This is a genomic window from Bradyrhizobium sp. AT1, assembly GCF_001590795.1.
In the GTDB taxonomy this organism is placed as follows: Bacteria; Pseudomonadota; Alphaproteobacteria; order Rhizobiales; family Xanthobacteraceae; genus Bradyrhizobium.
In genome coordinates this window covers 4,964,688-4,982,842 of the sequence record NZ_JXDL01000001.1, presented here as the reverse complement: position 1 = coordinate 4,982,842, position 18,155 = coordinate 4,964,688, and the positions used below count along the sequence as shown (strand labels likewise).

Below are 18,155 nucleotides of genomic sequence, written 5' to 3'. Positions count from 1 at the left end.
TCCACGCGCGGCCACCGAGGGCCAGCCAGCAGGGGGAACAAAGGAAATGTTCGAAATAAAGTAAATGACCTGAAAACAACACTCGGCGGGAAAGATGCAGCCGTGCGCGCCCGCGCCCTGACAAGGGCGTGAACTGTCTGGGGACGCCGCGATCCGGGTAATTCAGAACTCCGGAAATGGCCTGACGAACTGGCTGTTCGAATATTTGAACCAGGAGTCCCCGACGCCGCCCTTGCCCGCGTCCTGCCAACTGGCGGAACCGGTCAGCCCTCGAGCGAGGATGCAGGAAGTCTTCTGGCCGGAATCCGTCCGCTGGACGGTCGCACAAGCGTTCTCGGTCTGAAAGCAACGAACCAGGAATTTCCCCGGGGCCGCAGGGCTGTCCTTGCGTTGGAAACAATAGGCTTGATCAGGGGGCCGGTCTCCCCACGCGGTTGGACCGGATGGAGCTGGCGCAGCCCCGGTCGAGCTGATCCAGACCTCTAGATTGCCGCCGGCAATATCCGATCCCTGAGTGGATGCCACGGCCCCGGTCATGATCCCGGACCTCTGAACGTCTGCTGCGAGCAACTCGGCAAAGGCTTGGTCATTGGCTGCAGCGTATCGAACCTCTCTCTGGCCAGCGGCCAAGGATGTTCTGTCATTGCCGCCAGACGGCTGGGAGTCCTGAACGCGCCACCCAGCCGCGCGCAGCTTCTGCGCGAAAGGCACGATGTCGGATGCCCGATCGAAGTCACCAGCAAAGCGAATGGTGACCTTGTAGTCGCCTTTGTAAGGCAGCCAAATTCCGAGATTGCTGGCCGACATGCCTGATTGCGGGCGCGGCTTGATGTCAGTCCTCAGCGCCTCGTTGGCGATCTCGGCGGCCGCGCGAGCGGCGGCCTGATGCTTCGTGTCCGGGTCGGGCAGGGCATAATCGACCCCTGAGCGTGGGGACGCGCGTCCGGAATCGTTGTCAGCAGCCGCATCTGAACCGCCAATCTTGTATCCGGCTTGCTGAAGCTTTTACACGACCGTCGCGATCTCGGTCTGCGGGCGCGCGCTGTGCACGAAGACGGTGTATCCAAGACCGGGGGGCGAAGTCGTGATGCTCCGTCCGCCAAAGAGTAGCCAGATGGCCGTTCCGGCACCGATTGCGACGACAGCGAGGGCGGACAGCAATGTTTTCAATCCAACCCGGTGGCCGTCACTGACCGCCCCTGACGGCTTCGGCCCGCTAGTGGGTGGGACGGTGGCTGGCTCCGTGCTGGCCGCGCCTGTCAATTTCTTTTGAATGGCACCCCGGAGCCTGATGAATTCGATGGACTGGCGATCTCCGTTCCACGTCGTGAAGTCAGCCGTTTGAACCCCGCCAAAGCCCATCGGCAACTCGACGGGATCGAGCATGAGCGGGACGAGCTTGCCTGCCTTGTGCGCACGGCGTGCCTCGTCCTGAACGAACTCGGACTTGATCGACGAATTCGTCCAGGCAACGACAGCACAGGGCGCCGAATCGAGCTCGGTCTTGATTTCCTCGCTCCACGAGCCCCCGACGGTGAGATCGTTGTCCCACCAGACGTTCCATGGCTCCGCTTCGAGCGCTTCGATCAATGGTTTGACGCGATCGCGATCAACCTTGGCGTAACTGAAAAAAATATCGGCCAAGCCTCGAGCTCCGAACAATGCAGTCGTTTGAAACAACCACAGGTTAGCGCGAGCGCTCATCCCGGGCAATGAGCGGCGGGCTTCCAGATATTGGTGCCAACGGAAACAGCCGGCGCTGATGTTTCAACGCCGGCTGTTCTGATAGCGGATTGCGATAGGTGGCCCGGAGGCTGTCAGTCCTACGCCGGCTTCCGGTTCTGCCGATTGTGCACGAGGTCGTCGACCACGGCGGGATCGGCCAGGGTCGAGGTGTCGCCCAGGCTGCCCGGCTCGTCCTCGGCGATCTTGCGCAGGATGCGGCGCATGATCTTGCCGGAGCGGGTCTTGGGCAGGCCCGGCGCGAACTGGATCTGGTCGGGCGAGGCGATCGGGCCGATCTCCTTGCGCACCCAGGTGACGAGCTCCTTGCGCAGATCCTCGGTCGGCTCGATGCCGGCCATCAGGGTGACATAGGCGTAGATACCCTGGCCCTTGATGTCGTGCGGGAAGCCGACCACCGCGGCTTCCGACACCTTCTCATGCGCCACCAGCGCGCTCTCGACTTCCGCGGTGCCCATGCGATGGCCGGAGACGTTGATGACGTCGTCGACGCGGCCGGTGATCCAGTAATAACCGTCGGCGTCGCGCCGGCAGCCGTCGCCCGTGAAATACTTGCCCTTGTAGGTTGAGAAATAGGTCTGCTCGAAGCGGGCATGATCGCCATAGACGGTGCGCATCTGGCCCGGCCAGGAGCGGGTGAGGCAGAGATTGCCCGACGTTTCGCCCTCCAGCACCTTGCCGTCGGCGTCGACGATCTCGGGCACCACGCCGAAGAAGGGCTGCGTCGCCGAGCCGGGCTTCAGCTTGGTCGCGCCCGGCAGCGGCGTGATCAGGATGCCGCCGGTCTCGGTCTGCCACCAGGTGTCGACGATCGGGCAGCGGTCGTCGCCGACGACGCGGTGATACCACTCCCAGGCTTCCGGATTGATCGGCTCGCCGACCGAGCCGAGCAGGCGCAGGCTCGCGCGCGAGGTCTTCTTCACCGGCTCGTCGCCGCCTTGCATGAGCGCGCGGATCGCGGTCGGCGCGGTGTAGAAGATATTGACCTTGTGCTTGTCGATGACGTTCCAGAACCTGGAATTGTCAGGGTAATTCGGAACGCCTTCGAACATCAGCGTGGTCGCGCCGTTGGCCAGCGGCCCATAGAGAATGTAGCTGTGACCGGTGACCCAGCCGACATCCGCGGTGCACCAGTAGATGTCGCCGTCGTGATAGTCGAAGACGTATTGATGCGTCATCGAGGCGAACACGAGATAGCCGGCGGAGGTGTGCAACACGCCCTTGGGCTGGCCAGTCGAGCCCGAGGTGTAGAGGATGAACAGCGGGTCTTCGGCGTGCATGTGCTCGACCGGGCATTCCGTCGTCACCATCGCCGCAGCCTCGTGGTACCAGAGGTCGCGGGTCGGGTTCATGTCGACCTTGCCGCCGGTGCGCTTGACCACGACGACCCAGTCGACGTCGTCGGCCTTGGCGAGCGCCGCGTCGACATTGGCTTTCAGCGGGACCTTCTTGCCGCCGCGCAGGCCTTCGTCCGCGGTGATGATGACCTTGGATTTGCAGTCATTGATGCGCTGGGCGAGGCTGTCGGGCGAGAAGCCCGCGAACACCACGGAGTGAATCGCGCCGATGCGCGCGCAGGCAAGCATCGCGTAAGCCGCTTCCGGAATCATCGGCAGGTAGATGGTGACGCGGTCACCCTTTTTGACGTTGCGGGTGCGCAGGATGTTGGCCATCCGGCAGACCTCGTCGTGCAGCTCCTGATAGGTGATGTGCTTGGACTGCGAGGGATCGTCACCTTCCCAGATGATCGCGGTCTGGTTGCCGCGCTTGGCGAGATGCCGGTCGATGCAATTGTAGGCGACGTTGAGGATGCCGTCCTCGAACCATTTGATCGAGACGTTGCCGGGTGCGAAGGAGACGTTCTCGATCTTCGTCGGCGCGTGCATCCAGTCGATGCGCTTGGCCTGCTCCGCCCAGAAACCGTTCGGGTCCGAGATCGAGCGAGCGTACATCTCCTTGTACTTGGCCTGGTCGACCCAGGCGCGCTTCGCCCACTCCGCGGGGACGTCGTAGATCTTCTCGGACATGCTTTCCCTCCACATACGGCAGGCCGAACGCTAGCGACTGGCGAGCCGACTTGATCATTGACTGATTATGCGTCGGGCTAACCGGGCCCGACAAGGAGCACAAGCTGGACCTTCGGCGGGCTACCGGCCATGCGGAAGATCAAGGCCGTCTGATGCGACTGTCGCAGATCTGAAACAGCCGAGGCGCCACTCTGCGGCCTTTACCCAACTCCCGGAAACAGGCCGGTGCAGAGCGTCCATGCGACGCGGACGGTATTTAGGAACCGGTCGTCACTGATTCGGGACTCGCAATACGGTTCGGAACACCCTAAATGGCCAACCCGGGTCCAGAGAGACCCCTTGGAACAAAAATCAGAACAGCGGCATTGACCGGTAACAGACAGGGCTAAGGCATAAGACTATGATGGATCAGCAGAATCTCGGGACGATACGGCCCGCTTCAGCCGATCCTGCGGCCATTGCGCTGGCCAAAGCCCTCGGACAATGGCCGAAACCGACCGGTTTCAGGCGTCCCAGTCCCAAAAAGACCTACGACACCGCGCCCACGACGGTCGAGGCCCTTGCAAAGGAGCTCGGCCTGCGGCTCGGCGACCAGAACGAGCTGACCATCCGCCGCATCAAGCGCGGCAAGGGCTATTCCTTCGTCCGCCCCAACGGCGCACACGTCCGCGACGCCCGCACCATCCGCCGGCTGCATTCCATGGCGGTGCCGCCGGCCTATCGCGAGGTGCGATATTCCGCCGATCCGAGCTCGCATCTTCAGGCCGTGGGCCGGGATGCCGCCGGGCGGCTGCAATATCGCTATCACGCCGATTGGGAGAAAGTTCGCGAGCATCGCAAGGCGCATCGCCTGGAGAAGCTCGTCGGCGCGCTGCCAAAAATCCGGCGCAAGGTCTCGGCGTTCCTTTCGGGTGACGAGCCGACGCGCGAGTTCGCGCTCTCGGCCGTGATCGAGTTGATTGCGCGCACCGCGATCCGCCCCGGCAATGAATCCTATGCCCGCCTCAACGGCACCCGTGGCGCCACCACGCTGCTGAAGTCCAACATCACCCTGGAAGACGATTGCTTCGTTCTGACCTTCAAGGCGAAGGGCGGCAAGGCGGTGCGCAAGGAGTGCGACGCGGCCAAGCTGGTGCGCGCCATCGGTATTTTGCAGAGCGTGCCGGGCAAGCGCATGTTCCAGTATCGCGATGCCTACGGCATCGTGCGCGCGGTCAGCACCACGCAGGTGAATGCATTCCTGCGCGAGATCGCCGGCATCAAGATCTCGCTGAAGGATTTTCGGACGCTGATGGCGTCAGCCGTCGTCGTGGAGTCCTTGTCGCGGATCACGCCGGCGACCAGCCAGCGCGGCCGCAAGAAGCAGGTGCTGGAGGCGATCCGCGCCGCCGCGGACAAGCTCTCGAACACGCCGGCGATCTGCCGCAAGAGCTACGTCCACGACACCATCGTCACCGCGTTCGAGGAAGGCATCCTCGAACGTTTTGCGGCGACCATGAAGGGCCAGCGCTCGCAGGCAAGGCGAGAGCAGCTGCTGGCGCAGGTGGTCGCGACCGCAGCGGTGTGACGACACTGCTGTAGGGTGGGCAAAGGCGCAAAGCGCCGTGCCCACCATCTCTCTCGATCGCGACAAATGCGTGGGCATCCTTCCGCCTTCGCTCTTCGAGCTACGGCGGACAAGTCGCTTTACCGACCCTACAAGACCTAGGTCTTCGTCGACACGCCCCGATCCGGACCAGGATCGCTGCCAGCCGCTGCGATCGTGAGCCGCTCCAGATAATGCCCCCACCCCGTCGCATGCGCGGCGGCCTGTGCTTCGCTCGGCAGGCCGCTATGGGTCATGCGCAGCAGCGTGCCGCCATCGCGTTCGATCAGGTCGATCTCGATCAGGCTCGAGCCCGGCGGCACTTCCTGGCCGCCCTCCCAGCCGAACGTATAGGCGAGGCGATGCACCGGCACGACCTCGCGGAAAGCACCGCGGGCGACGCCTCCGCGCGGGCCCACGCCCTTGAGCAGATAGAGCCCGCCGGGATGCGGTTCGGTGGTCACATCGGAGCCCATCCAGCTCAGGATCTTCTCAGGGTCGGTCAGGTAAGCGAAAACGGTGGCGCGCGGAGCTGCGATCTGGGTCTCGCGGCGCACTACGAATGGCTCGGTCATCGGCGATCATTCCTTCGCGGATACTGGCACATGGCGGGGCCGAGGCGGCCCGTCAAGGATTGCCCGTGACAAACCCGGCCGGCCTTCGCCATGATCGAGCCATGCAGCTCTCTCCGACCCTCGCCTGGCTCGTCGATGCCGCCTTGGATTGCCCCGGGGCGGACCGCCTGCTCGCGGAACTCGGCGCACATCTGGTCGCCGACGGCATGCCGCTCGCGGCCGGCGCCCTGACGCTGGAGGTGCCGCATCCGCTGATCGCGAAGCGGACCTGGTTGTGGCGCGCCGACAGCGGCCAGGTGATCGAGGCGCTCGGCTTCGCGCCCGGCGGCCTCGCACCGGATCCGCCGACCGACGCCGGTCGCCGCTGGTTGCGCGACATCGCGCGCGGGTACGTGCACGAAGACATTGTCGGACGGCATGACGGGCCGCTGCTCGGCTGGATCGGGCCGCAGCCGTTCAGCACTGACGAGATCGGGCAATTGCGCGAGGCCGCCCGTTTTGCCGCGACGCCCCTTGCCGTGCTCGCTGCGCGCGCCACGTTGCGGGCAACGCTCGACGCCTATCTCGGCAAGCGCAGCGCCGAACGGGTGCTGGCGGCGCCCCTGCGGCGCGATCTCGGCGAGACCATTCAGGCCGCGCTGCTCTATGCGGATTTGCGCAATTTCACGACCCTGTCGGAAACCTCGCCGCCTGCTCAGGTCATCGCCGCGCTCGACGCCTGGTTCGATCGCATCGCCGGTGCCGTCCACGCCTTCGGCGGCGAGGTGCTGAAGTTCATCGGCGACGGCGTGCTGGCGATCTTTCCGGTGGTCGAAGCATCGCCGCGCCGTGCCTGCGAGTCCGCTTTGCGTGCGGCAGGCGCAGCCGAGGCCGGCATGGCTTATCTGAACGCGGAGCGCGGCGCCAAGGGCCTGCCGCCGCTGGCGTTCGGTGCTGCGCTCCATCTCGGTGAGATGCTCTGGGGCAATATCGGCGCCGCCAACCGGCTCGATTTCACCGCGATCGGTCCCGCCGTCAATCTCGCCAGCCGCCTCGAAGGATTGTGCAAGCCGTTGGGGCGGACCGTCTTGGTGTCGGGCGCGCTTGCCGCCGAGACGGAGATGCCGCTGGTCGCGCTCGGGCCGCATTCATTGCGCGGTATTGCGGCGCCATGTGAGGTGTTCACATTGCCGAAGACGTGACGGACTAAACCCCGCCCATCTTGCAGACGAGCTTCCACTCCTCGGCCGTCACCTTCTGCACCGAGAGGCGCGAATATTTCACCAGGTCCATCTCGGCGAGCTTCGTCTCGGCCTTGATGGCCGCCATCGTCACCGGAGTCTTCAAGGGCTTGTCGGCCTTGATGTCGACGCAGACGAACTTGCCGGTCTTGTCGGTCGGATCGGGATAGGCCTCCTTGATGACCTCGGCGATGCCGACGATCTCCTTGCCCTCGTTGGAATGATAGTAGAACGCCTTGTCGCCCTTCTTCATGGCGACGAGGTTTTGGCGCGCGGTGAAATTGCGCACGCCGGTCCAGGCCTCGCCCTTGGCGCCCTTCGCGACCTGCTGGTCCCAGGACCACACCGATGGTTCGGATTTCACCAGCCAGTACGCCATGCTCATTCCTCAGACTTGAAGGGGCGCGTCAGCAGCCCCGAGATCGCCGCGTCGATCGTGCTTCGGCCGCTCAGGATCGAAGCGACCGCTTCTGATACCGGCATCTCGATGCCTTGCGAAGCCGCAAGTTCGATCAGCACCGGCGCGGTGAACTCGCCCTCGGCGAGCTTGCCGGCGGGCGGCTGCTCGCCGCGGCCGAGTGCAAGGCCGAGCGCGAAATTGCGCGATTGCGGACTCGCGCAGGTCAGAATGAGATCGCCGAGGCCGGACAGGCCGGCGAGCGTCTCGCTGCGTGCGCCGAGCGCGCGGCCGAGCCGCGTCAGCTCGGCAAAGCCGCGCGTCGTCAGAGCAGCCTGGGCGGAGGCGCCGAGCTTGCGCCCGACCGCGATGCCGACCGCGATCGCCAGCACGTTCTTGGCGGCGCCACCGATCTCGACGCCGCGGATGTCGGTGGAGTGATAGGGACGGAATGTCGGCGAGCCCAGTGCCTGCACCAGGTGGCTCGCGAGTGCTTCATCTTTCGCCGCCAGCGTCACCGCCGTCGGCAGGCCGCGCGCGACGTCGTCGGCGAAGCTCGGGCCTGACAGAATCGCCGGCTGCGCATGCGGCGCGGCCTCTGCGATCACATCGGTCATGAACTTGTGCGTGCCGTGTTCGATGCCCTTGGCGGCCGCGACGATCGGCAACTCGCCACGCAGATGCGGGGCCAGCAGGTTGACCGCACCGCGCAGATGTTGCGCCGGTGTGGCGATCAGCAGCATCTCCGCGCGCGAGGCCGCGGCGAGATCGCTCGTAACGACAATCTCGGGAGCGATCCGCACGCCCGGCAGCCGCGGGTTGTCGCGCGTCGAGGCGATCCGCGCGGCATGTTCGGCATTGCGTGCCCACAGTGTCACGGTGCGCCCCGCTCGCGCCGCGACAGTCGCCAGCGCCGTGCCCCAGGCGCCCGCGCCGATCACCGCGACGGATTGGAAGGTCGACATGGCTAATATCCCGCGCGTGTCTTGCCGTAGCCGGCCGGTGCCGTCGCGTTGGCGTCGAGCAGCCACCGTGCGCGGGGCTGGGCGTCCATCGTGTCGGTGAGGCCGAGTGCGAGGCGTTCGGCGCCGGCCCAGGCGATCATCGCGCCATTGTCGGTGCACAGCGCGGGAGGCGGCATGATCAATTGCGTCTGCGCTTGCCGTGCGACGTCATCGAGCGCGCCGCGGATCGCCTGATTGGCGGCGACGCCGCCGGCCGCGACCAGGGCGCTTGGCGCGCCGAATTTTTCGCGGAACAGCCGCAAGCCCACGCTCAATCGGTCGGCGATCGAATCCAGCACGGCGGCCTGAAAACTCGCGCAGAGGTCGCTGATGTCCTGCGGCGTGATCTCGGCAAGCCGGCTCGCCTCGGTGCGAACCGCCGTCTTCAGTCCCGACAGCGAGAAATTGGCGTCGGGGCGTCCCTGCATCGGCCGCGGGAACGCAAAGCGCATGGCATCGCCGCTTGCCGCCGCGCGCTCGACCTGCGGGCCGCCGGGATAGGGCAGGCCCAGCATCTTCGCGACCTTGTCGAAAGCCTCGCCGATCGCGTCGTCTACCGTGGTGCCGAGCCGCACATATTGTCCGACGCCGGTGACTGCGACGATCTGGGTATGGCCGCCGGAGGCGAGGAACAGGCAATAGGGAAACTCGATTCCGTCGGTGAGGCGCGGCGTCAGCGCGTGCGCCTCCAGATGGTTCACCGCGACCAGCGGCGTGTCGTGCACCATCGCGATCGCCTTTGCGGTGGTGAGCCCGACGATGACGCCGCCGATCAGGCCCGGCCCCGCGGCGGCCGCGACGCCGCTCAGTTGGGCGAAGCCGATGCCGGCCTCGCGCATGGCGCGATCGACGATGCCGTCGAGCAGGTCGACATGGGCGCGGGCCGCGATCTCCGGCACCACGCCGCCGAAGCGGGCGTGTTCCTCGACCTGCGACCGCACGATGTTGGACAGGATCCTGCCGCTGCCGTCGCCCGCGCGTTCGATCACGGCCGCGGCAGTTTCGTCGCAGGTTGTTTCGATGCCCAGTACCAGCATTGGCGAATTGTTATCCAATTTGCGCCCTTGCGCTCATCCGTAAAGCGGAGTTCTGGTACGTCCGGTAGCATTCCGAGGCCAGATTGCGCAATCGTCACGACGCAAGCCGTTCTCGTCATGCGTCGCCGCCAATTGGTTCGGGAACACCAGCGATGTCCATTCTTGTCACACGGCCGCATCCCGACAACGAGGCGACGGCGGAAAGTCTGCGTGCGCGGGGGCATGCGGTGCTGCTTGCGCCGGCGCTCAAGTTCGAGCCGGTGGCCTTCCACGACGACAATGAAGCGCCCTATGCCGCAATCATCGTCACGTCGGCCAACGCGCTCCGTGCCGCCGCACCGCAATTGCAAGATCTTGGCCTACTGGAGCTGCCTTTGTTTGCGGTCGGCGAGCATACGGCCGCCGCGGCGCGCGACGCCGGCTTTGTCGATGTGATCGTCGCCGGCGGCGATGCCGCCTCCTTGCGGGACAGGGTCATCCAGGCCGCGCGCGACAAGGTGCTGAAGAAAAAGAGCACGCTGCTGTATCTCGCGGGCGCGGATCTGTCGCGCGACCTCGGCGGTGAGCTCGGTGCGGCGGGCTTCTCCGTCATCACGCGAACGACCTATCGCATGGCGCCGGTCAAGCATCTGCCGCGCGAGGTCTGCGAGGGCTTTGCCGCCCACGGGGTCGAGGCGGTGCTGCACTACTCCCAGCGCAGCGCCCGGGCGTTCCTGGACGCGGCCAGGGACGAAGGTGTCGAAATCTCGGCGCTGGCCATACCGCAATGCTGCCTGTCCGAGACGGTTGCGAGTGCGCTGCGCGATGCCGGCGCGTCGCAGGTTCTGGTCGCCGCGACCCCGGACGAAAATGCCTTATTTGCCACCTTGGAGCGTGCGTTGCGCACCCGTTTGGCGTAAGAGGTCGGGCCGAATCCGACGTCATCGGGTCCGCTCTAGGGCCTGTACAAGGTATGGAAGTGTGAGGAACCGTCACGATGGCCGACGACAAGCCTGAAGACGCAGGATTGGCGCCCGACGCTGGTCGTGCCAAGCGCACTCCGCCCACCATCGACCTCGAGGCGACGGAAGTCTCGACCCAGCCGCAGGAGGCGACGGTCGAGCCCGAGGGCCAGCCGGCGGCGGAACACGCCGAGGCCGAACAGGCCAAATCCGAGTCCATTGACGCAGAGCCGGAGCGCATCGAGGCGCAGGCCGCTGCGCAGTCGGTTTCACCCTGGGTCATCGCGCCATTCTCCGGAGCCGCTGCTGCGGCGGTCGTGATCGCGGTCGGCTGGATGCTGGGCTGGCCCGCCGTGCAGGCGCCGCCGGCCGCGCCGCAAGTGACAGGCGCGGCGGTCGATGCGCTGAGCGGTCGCGTTGCGGCGGTGGAAGCCAAGGCCGGCAAGCCCACAGCGGATCCGGCCATGGCGGCGCGGATCGACGCGCTGGAGAAGTCTGCAAGCAGCTTGCGCAGCGACATCGCCAATTTGCGCGCGCAGTTCGACAAGAGCGCGAGCGCGATGAACGATGCGAGATCGACCCCCGCCGCGGCCGCACCCGACCTTGCCGCTCTCAACGATCGCATCGCGCAGATCGAACGCGCCAGCAAGACGGAGCGGGCCGAGCTCGCGCAGCAGGGCGAGAAGATCGCCGATGCAAGAGCCAGGGATGACAAGCCGCTGCGCTTCGTGGTGGCGGCGGCGCTGCTCGACGTCGCCGTTCGTCATGGCGATCCCTATCAGTCGCAGCTGTCCGCGGCGCGCACGCTTGCCGCCAAGCCTGACATGCTCAAGCCGCTCGACACGTTTGCATCGTCGGGCATTCCGACGCCGGTCGCGCTGAGCCGCGAGTTGCTCACCATCGTGCCGAAACTGTCGCCGCCGCCGGAAGCCCCGGCCGCGAGTGCCGGCATCGTCGAGCGCCTTCAGGCAGGCGCGTCAAAACTGGTCCGCATCGAACGCACCGACGGCGTGGGCAACGACCGCGGCGCGATCGTGGCACGCGTCACGGCGGCCGCCCTTCGCAACGATTTCGTGGAAGCGCGGCGCGAGCTCAAGACGCTGCCGGAGGCCGATCGTGCGCCGGCGCAGGCCTGGCTCGACAAGGCCGATGCCCGCGATGCCGCGCTCGCCGCGTCCCGCAAATTCGCCGACGATGCGATGGCGGATCTCGCCAAATCGACTCAATAAGATTCGCGCAACAATCAGCGCGTATAGGGATCGTCATGCTTCGCATCGTCCTCTTCCTCGTCCTGATTGCGCTGGCGGCGGCCGGCGCGGCCTGGGTTGCCGACCAGCCCGGCGAAGTCGTCATGACCTGGGGCGGCTGGCGCGCCTCGCCGACCATTCCGGTGTTCGTGCTGCTTCTCGGCGTTTTTGCCATTGCGATCGTCCTGCTCTGGAGCATCCTGACCGCGACATGGCGATTGCCGGGCCGCATGCGCCGCCGTCGTCACGACAAGCGCCACGCAAAGGGCCGGCACGCCATCACCCACGGCCTGCTCGCGATCGGTCATGGCGATACCGCGCTCGCCCGCCGTCACGCCGAGGCGGCGCGGCGACATGCACCGAATGATCCGCTCGCGCTGCTGCTGCATGCGCAGTCGGCGCAGCTCGAAGGTAATCGCGACGAAGCGCAGCGCGCCTTCCGCGCCATGGCCGAGCGCGAGGACACCCGCCTGCTCGGCCTGCGCGGCCTGTTCATCGAGGCGCAGCGCGCCGACGATGCGGTCGGCGCGGTGATGATCGCGGAGGAAGCGATCAAGCTGTCGCCGTCCTCGACCTGGGCCTCGCATGCGGTGCTCGGCTTCCGCTGCGCGCGCGGCGACTGGAGCGGCGCGCTCGCGATCCTGGATTCGAATCTGTCCGCGGGCCTGATCGACAAGCCGGCCTATCGCCGCCAGCGCGGCGTGCTGCTCACGGCGCGCGCGCTGGAATTGGAAACCATGGACCGCGACGTCGCGCGCGAGAGTGTGATGCAAGCGATCAAGCTGGCGCCCACCCTGGTGCCAGCGGCGGTGCTCGCCGCGAAATTCGAGAGCGAGGCGCATCAGGTGCGCCGCGCCATGAAGCTGGTCGAGGCCGCCTGGCTCGCCAACCCGCATCCCGATCTCGCCGAGGCCTATGCTCATGTGAAGCTCGGCGATTCCGCGCGGCAGCGCCTGCAGCGGGTCGAGACCCTCGCCGCCAAGACGCCTGCGAATGCCCCCGGGTACATCGAGGGCCGGCTCGTGATCGCGCGCGCAGCAATCGATGCCTCCGAATTCGCCCGCGCGCGCGAGGCGCTGGCGCCCTACGTCAACGATCCGACGCAGCGCGTCGCGCTGCTGATGGCCGAGATCGAGCGCGCCGAGCATGGCGATAGCGGCCGCGCCCGCGCCTGGACCTTGCGCGCGGTGCGCGCCCGTCACGATCCCGCCTGGACCGCGGACGGTTACGTCAGCGATCGTTGGCGCCCCGTCTCTCCGGTCACCGGCCGGCTCGATGCCTTCCAGTGGCAGACGCCGGTCGCGAGCCTGCCTTCGGACAAGGGCGCCACGATCGAATCCTCGGCCTTCGAGGAAGCCATGCTGGCGGCGCCGCCGCCGAAGCGGGTCACGGTGGTCCCCAGCGACAGCCCGGCGGAACCGGTCGTGACGGTCCCAGACCCGGCGCCTGCCGCTCAAGACAATTCACCCCCGACCGGCACAGAAGAGCCGGCTGTTGCGACCGCCGAGCCCGCCGAGCCGGTCCAACCGGCGCCCGCGCCCGCCGAATCAACGCCTCCGGCGGCAACACCGGTGTTCCGGACCCGCGCCGACCTCGGTAAACCCGCGCCCGTGCCGATTCCCGCGGTCATCCCGATCGTCCGGGCCCCCGACGATCCCGGCATCGACGACGAGGGGCCGAGCGATGAATTTACGGAACAAATCGGCACACCCAAGGCCCAGGCCGGCGGCTGGCGCGGATTCTGGTCCCGCTGGGGCGCGTGAGCCGCATTTCGAAGCCCGCTTGTCCTTGCCAATTCGGGCCATGCCCGATATCAGGAGCGCGTATCGGGGCCGGCATCGCCCGGGCCCCGGCAGGGTTCGCCGCAATAGCTCAGTCGGTAGAGCACGTCATTCGTAATGACGGGGTCGGGGGTTCGAATCCCTCTTGCGGCACCAGCGCCTCGTTCCATCCGGTCCTCGCAGGCCTGCGCTCTGCTCACTGAGGTTGGCTCGCGCGCGTTGCGCTCCGGCCTTGTGTCACTACGATACGCTGCCGATGAACGCGCGTAACGGGGCAAGTGGTGGGTACGGAGACGAGGGCCAGGACGGATTGGGACGCATGGCTGCGGATTGCCGGCCTCGTCCTCCTCGCCTCAGGCATTACCGCTATCGTCGCCTCGAGATCGCTCGAAGCCTCACGGCTGCACGGGCGGTTGTCCGTTCCTCCGCTTTATGACGATGTCTCCTATTTTCTGGACGCCATCAGGTGGATGAATGCGGTCGGAGACCAGGGCGTCGCCGCTAGCGTCTGGACTCTGCTTCACGACCACGCGCCGTTTTCGACGATGGTGGCGATCACGGGGTTTGCGCTGTTTCCCGGCGGCTTCATCGGGCCTTATCTCGTCCACGCCGTATTGGTCTTTGCGTTTCTGCTCGGGATTGTCTGGCTGGCGTGGCGGCGGCCCGTGCTGGAGATCGCGGCGTGCCTGATCGCGGTCGCTTGCGTCCCGGTGCTGTGGCACACGGTGACCGAGGCGCGACCGGATCTGCCCTCGGGTCTTGCCATTGGCCTTGCTGCCGGGGCGATCGTTCGCCGCGGCGTGCTCGATCGCGGCGCACGCGCGCTGGCCGGTCTCGGCGTTGCCTGCGCACTGGCCGTCAGCATCAAGCCGACCGCGTTCTTTGCCACGCTCGCTCTGCTCGGTAGTTCGTTTGCGATCCGGCTGTTCGTGGATTGCCTGGAGGCGGGCGGATTGCGCATCTCGATCCGCAAGGCACTCGCTGCGCTGCTGTGGTTCGTGCTGCCGCTGCTTGCGACAACGGCCCTCTTGATCGGGCCTGCACTGGTCGAGACCGTCACCTACATCCTCCACGTCTTCGTCGGTCAGCGCGACCTCTGGACGACAGGCGAGAGTTTCTCGGCCGGTTTGCTGCGCTTCTCGATCGGTGGAGAAGGTCAGTTCGGCCTGCATTATTGGTTCGCCATCGGGACGGGCCTGATGCTGTTGCGCCTGGTGCTTGCGGCCATTCACGGGAGCGCCGCGCTACGCGACGCCGTCGTCCTGCTCGCTTCCGTGCTGATCGCCTATGCCATTCCCTCCGTCGCGGCGATCAAGACCTATTATTTCGGCGCGATGTTCTATGGCGTGTTCATCGTCGCGATGGTGCTCAACGGCTGCGCCAGCATGGCGCTCATTGAAGAGCTGCTCATCCGCTTCGGCCCCTGCAACGACATCCGCCGCCACCTTCTCACGGCCGGCCGGGTTCTGGCGCTCGCCTTCGTTCTCCAGCTCTTTCTCAGGCACGTCGTCATCGGCCAGATCAGCACGGCGACACCGTTGAGCGCGCAGCAGCAGGAGAGCATCCGCCTTGCGACCGGGCGGCTCTGGTCATTGCTGCGTGAGCTCAAGCCGGAAACGTCCGGTCCGCTCTATGTCGGCTTCTCGAGCCCTTATCCGGTGACGTCGGCGACCATCCAGCTCTACGCTGCGCAGGCGAACATGAATCTCGTCATTCGCAATGAGCTGTACTATCGCAGCGCGAAGGAAACCGGCGACGCGTTGCTGCGGTCGGAGATTCTCGTGCTCTCGAGCTCTATCCCGCACACGCTGGTAGGCCCGCGCGTCGGCGATGAGCTCATCAAGCGCATGGATGACGAAAAGGGAATCTGCCTGCTCGACAGCATGAGCCTTCCGGATGTGAGCTTGCGGGTCTATCGGCGGGGATGTTGATCGCCGCCGGCGGGTTCGAAATTGCGCCGCGTTTGTGTGAGGCCAATCACTTAACCGCTGACGTCCTGCCCGTAATATCCCGGTCACGCAAACACGGGGAGATTTCACATGCGCAAGATCATTCTGGTGGCCGCCATGGTCCTGGCTTCCGCCTCTGCCCAGGCAGATGGCTCCCGCAGCCTGTCGCTGTCCGCGGCGGGCGCTCAGGCTCCCGCTCCGCTGACCACGCAGACCTCGGCGACCACCTCCACGCCGCAGGCGAGCGAAACGACGCCAGCCGCCGAGGCGCCGAAATATTCCGATCGTCCGCCGGCCGTGACGCTGTCTGCACCGCCCGCTCCGGTGACTGCGGCCGCTCCGGCGGTGACCACGCCCGCGCCCACCCCGGCACCGGTCGCGACAACCAAGCCGGCCAAGAAAACGGCAAAGGCGGACAAGCCGAAGTCCAAGCGCTGGACCGAGCGCCGCATCATCAGCGAGCTGCACCGCCACGGCATCTATTGGTAAGACTCTCGCCAAAAGCAAATGGCCGGGCAAAAGCCCGGCCATGCGCAAGAGTTTTGGATTGGGCCGGGCGCGTTTACTGCGACACCGTCTGCACCACGCTTCCGATCGGACGCGTAGTCGTGCTCGCGGTCGGCACCTTCATGTCCTTCATCAACGCTTCGTCATATTCCGGCAGCGACTGCAGCGTCGTCTTGGCCTTCATCTGCACGACCTTGTAGCCGCCCGCCTTGAGGCGCGCGAGCAGCGCCGGCAAGGCGATGCCGGTATTCTTCTGGAAGTCGTGCATCAGGATGATGCCCTTGCCGAGCTTGTCGAGCCGCGTCATCACCGTCTCGATGATCTTCTCCGGCGTCGCGCCCTTGCGGAAGTCGAAGGAGTCGACATCGGTCGAGAACATCGCGACGTTGCGGGTGCCGAAATAGCTCACGATCGCCGGATTATGCTGAAGCTGCGGGAAGCGGAAGAACGGCGCAGGGTTGGCACCGAGCGCGAATTTCACCGCGCTGATGCCCTTCTCGACCTCGTCCTTGGCCATCTGCTCGGTCATCTTCTTGCCGTTCAGATTGACGTGCGACCAGGTGTGCGTGCCGACCGTATGGCCCTGGGCCAGCACCTGGCGCAGGATCTCCGGATGATAGGTCGCATGCTTGCCGACCGAGAAGAACAGGCCCTTGGTGCATTCGTCCGCGAGCGCCTTCAGCACATTCGGCGTGTTCACGGGCCAGGGACCGTCGTCGAAGGTCAGCACGACCTCCTTCTCGGTGAGGAAGTCGAATTGCTTGAAATGATCAAAGCCGAAGCCGGGGCCACCGGTGGTGTCGATCTCGACCACGCGGGAGACGCCCAGCGCGTTCGGGTTGGCGCAGGCCTGCTTCGGCTGCATCGGCATGACGGGAGCGGGCGCAGGCGCCTGGGCCATCGCCGCCGGCTTGGCCGCGACCGTCGCGGTGGTCTCGACGTCATCCTTGGCGGCAAGCCTCGCCGGTGCCGGCAACGGGTCGGCGGCACGGGCGGCAATTGTCTTGGGAGCGGCCTGATCGGCGCGCGAGGAATAATAAAACCAACCGCCGGCGGCGATCACGACCGCCGCAACTACACTGGCCAGCATCAGGCCCAACGCATTACGCATCGCTACTCTTTCCAATTACGCAACCAAACCTGCGGAATTTCCCGCGCGACGAGCCATTAATGCGAAGTAACAGTTAACGTGACACCAACACGACGGCGGTTGTGGAGGAATTTCAGGCCGATGCGCCAATGTGACTGAGATCACAGTCGGAGCGGGCCGCGTGACTGTCATCACAGTGGAAACTGTTTTGCTGGAGCATCGTAGTTCCCATCAACAACGGGCGCCGTTGCGACGGCGCCAATGGGAGCTTCAAATGACCAAGTCTTCTGACACCAAGTCTTCGAGCACCAAGTCCTTCTCTGCCAGTATCCGCGACACCAGCCTGGCTCTGGGCTTTGCCGCCATCGTCTCTCTGATCTCGACGACCTCGAGCTTCGCCTTCTCGGCCGAGGCGCAGCAGATGTGCACCGGCGATGCCTTCCGCCTGTGCTCGTCGGAAATCCCCAACATCCCGAAGATCACGGCGTGCATGATGAAGCATCGCTCGGACCTGAGCGCCGGCTGCCGCGCGGTGATGGACAAGGATCTGGCCAAGGGCGCGTCGCGCAAGGTCGCTGACGCCCAGGACAGTCAGTAACAGCGCGCAACGACATCGTTCGCGCCGGTTAGCTCCCTTCGCGATATGCCCCGGCCTCGAGCCGGGGCCACGCGGCGGCACTCTCCCGCTCGGCAATAAAGCCGTTGCAGCCCCGGGTTCGTCGCACTAGCTTCCCCGCACGTCTTTCCGGGTAAGAGGCATTACGCGATGACCAGATTTCTTTTCATCATTCCTTTGCTCCTGTGCGCCTCGGCGGCAACTGCGCAGCAGCAGCCTGGTCACGATGCCTGCGCGCGCGACGTCACGCGCTTCTGCCGCGCCGTGATGAACAATGGCGACGGCGCCGTGCTCGCCTGCCTGAAGGAGAATCGCGCCCGACTCAGCAAGGGCTGCGACAAGGTGCTCAAGGAGCACGGGCAGTAACGGCTCTGGTAGTCCCGTAGCCCGGATGGAGCGAAGCGAAATCCGGGGTTCTTTCTTCGCGGATAAACTT

The 18,155-nt window shown here is 65.8% G+C and carries 17 protein-coding genes and 1 tRNA gene; 10 read left to right on the top strand and 8 right to left on the bottom strand.

Annotated features, from left to right (window positions below; genetic code table 11):
* Nucleotides 1-162: 162 nt before the first annotated feature.
* The 3 genes from SE92_RS23135 to acs all read right to left on the bottom strand — a co-directional run bounded on the left by SE92_RS23135 (nt 163) and on the right by acs (nt 3,770).
* Nucleotides 163-807 (bottom strand): hypothetical protein, encoded by a 645-nt coding sequence (locus SE92_RS23135; protein WP_063198643.1) that lies wholly within the window; start codon nt 805-807, stop codon nt 163-165.
* Nucleotides 808-1,005: 198 nt separating this feature from the next.
* On the bottom strand, nt 1,006-1,644 hold the full coding sequence (locus tag SE92_RS23130; protein ID WP_198172760.1) for a toll/interleukin-1 receptor domain-containing protein: 639 nt from the start codon (nt 1,642-1,644) through the stop codon (nt 1,006-1,008).
* Nucleotides 1,645-1,823: 179 nt separating this feature from the next.
* Complete coding sequence (gene acs / locus SE92_RS23125) at nt 1,824-3,770, bottom strand: acetate--CoA ligase (protein WP_063198640.1); 1,947 nt, start codon at nt 3,768-3,770, stop codon at nt 1,824-1,826.
* Nucleotides 3,771-4,170: 400 nt separating this feature from the next.
* On the opposite strand from acs, the gene SE92_RS23120 reads away from it, so the two are divergent.
* Nucleotides 4,171-5,337, top strand: a complete 1,167-nt coding sequence (locus SE92_RS23120) for a DNA topoisomerase IB (RefSeq protein WP_063198638.1) — start codon at nt 4,171-4,173, stop codon at nt 5,335-5,337.
* A gap of 137 nt (nt 5,338-5,474) precedes the next feature.
* Here the strand turns inward: SE92_RS23120 and SE92_RS23115 are convergent, their stop codons facing one another.
* Nucleotides 5,475-5,930, bottom strand: a complete 456-nt coding sequence (locus SE92_RS23115) for an SRPBCC family protein (RefSeq protein WP_063198637.1) — start codon at nt 5,928-5,930, stop codon at nt 5,475-5,477.
* A 101-nt stretch (nt 5,931-6,031) separates the two neighbouring features.
* Here SE92_RS23115 and SE92_RS23110 point away from each other — a divergent pair, with 101 nt between their 5' ends.
* Complete coding sequence (locus SE92_RS23110; protein WP_063198635.1) at nt 6,032-7,111, top strand: adenylate/guanylate cyclase domain-containing protein; 1,080 nt, start codon at nt 6,032-6,034, stop codon at nt 7,109-7,111.
* A 4-nt stretch (nt 7,112-7,115) separates the two neighbouring features.
* Here the strand turns inward: SE92_RS23110 and SE92_RS23105 are convergent, their stop codons facing one another.
* Genes SE92_RS23105 through tsaD form a run of 3 tightly spaced genes read right to left on the bottom strand, consistent with a single transcriptional unit; the run spans nt 7,116 to nt 9,588 of the window.
* Nucleotides 7,116-7,529: an EVE domain-containing protein gene (locus tag SE92_RS23105; protein ID WP_063198634.1), complete on the bottom strand. Its 414-nt coding sequence runs from the start codon at nt 7,527-7,529 to the stop codon at nt 7,116-7,118.
* 2 nt (nt 7,530-7,531) lie between these two features.
* Complete coding sequence (locus SE92_RS23100) at nt 7,532-8,512, bottom strand: NAD(P)H-dependent glycerol-3-phosphate dehydrogenase (protein ID WP_063198632.1); 981 nt, start codon at nt 8,510-8,512, stop codon at nt 7,532-7,534.
* A gap of 2 nt (nt 8,513-8,514) precedes the next feature.
* Nucleotides 8,515-9,588, bottom strand: coding sequence for a tRNA (adenosine(37)-N6)-threonylcarbamoyltransferase complex transferase subunit TsaD (gene tsaD, locus SE92_RS23095; RefSeq protein ID WP_063198630.1), 1,074 nt, complete (start codon nt 9,586-9,588; stop codon nt 8,515-8,517).
* Between the two features lie 152 nt (nt 9,589-9,740).
* On the opposite strand from tsaD, the gene SE92_RS23090 reads away from it, so the two are divergent.
* From SE92_RS23090 to SE92_RS23065, 6 genes are all read left to right on the top strand, one after another.
* Nucleotides 9,741-10,487 (top strand): uroporphyrinogen-III synthase, encoded by a 747-nt coding sequence (locus SE92_RS23090; protein ID WP_063198628.1) that lies wholly within the window; start codon nt 9,741-9,743, stop codon nt 10,485-10,487.
* 77 nt (nt 10,488-10,564) lie between these two features.
* Nucleotides 10,565-11,758, top strand: a complete 1,194-nt coding sequence (locus tag SE92_RS23085; RefSeq protein ID WP_063198627.1) for a COG4223 family protein — start codon at nt 10,565-10,567, stop codon at nt 11,756-11,758.
* A 35-nt stretch (nt 11,759-11,793) separates the two neighbouring features.
* Nucleotides 11,794-13,539: a heme biosynthesis protein HemY gene (locus SE92_RS23080; RefSeq protein WP_063198625.1), complete on the top strand. Its 1,746-nt coding sequence runs from the start codon at nt 11,794-11,796 to the stop codon at nt 13,537-13,539.
* Nucleotides 13,540-13,637: 98 nt separating this feature from the next.
* Nucleotides 13,638-13,713, top strand: a tRNA-Thr gene (locus tag SE92_RS23075).
* Nucleotides 13,714-14,027: 314 nt separating this feature from the next.
* Nucleotides 14,028-15,488, top strand: a complete 1,461-nt coding sequence (locus tag SE92_RS23070) for a glycosyltransferase family protein (protein WP_245324672.1) — start codon at nt 14,028-14,030, stop codon at nt 15,486-15,488.
* Between the two features lie 108 nt (nt 15,489-15,596).
* A complete protein-coding gene (locus SE92_RS23065; protein ID WP_063198624.1) occupies nt 15,597-15,995 on the top strand; it encodes a hypothetical protein in 399 nt (132 codons plus the stop codon).
* 73 nt (nt 15,996-16,068) lie between these two features.
* Here the strand turns inward: SE92_RS23065 and SE92_RS23060 are convergent, their stop codons facing one another.
* A complete protein-coding gene (locus SE92_RS23060; RefSeq protein WP_063198622.1) occupies nt 16,069-17,124 on the bottom strand; it encodes a polysaccharide deacetylase family protein in 1,056 nt (351 codons plus the stop codon).
* A 253-nt stretch (nt 17,125-17,377) separates the two neighbouring features.
* On the opposite strand from SE92_RS23060, the gene SE92_RS23055 reads away from it, so the two are divergent.
* The gene (locus SE92_RS23055; protein WP_063198621.1) at nt 17,378-17,701 is read left to right on the top strand and encodes a hypothetical protein; all 324 of its coding nucleotides are present in this window, start codon (nt 17,378-17,380) and stop codon (nt 17,699-17,701) included.
* A 168-nt stretch (nt 17,702-17,869) separates the two neighbouring features.
* Nucleotides 17,870-18,085: a hypothetical protein gene (locus tag SE92_RS23050; protein ID WP_063198619.1), complete on the top strand. Its 216-nt coding sequence runs from the start codon at nt 17,870-17,872 to the stop codon at nt 18,083-18,085.
* Nucleotides 18,086-18,155: the final 70 nt, after the last annotated feature.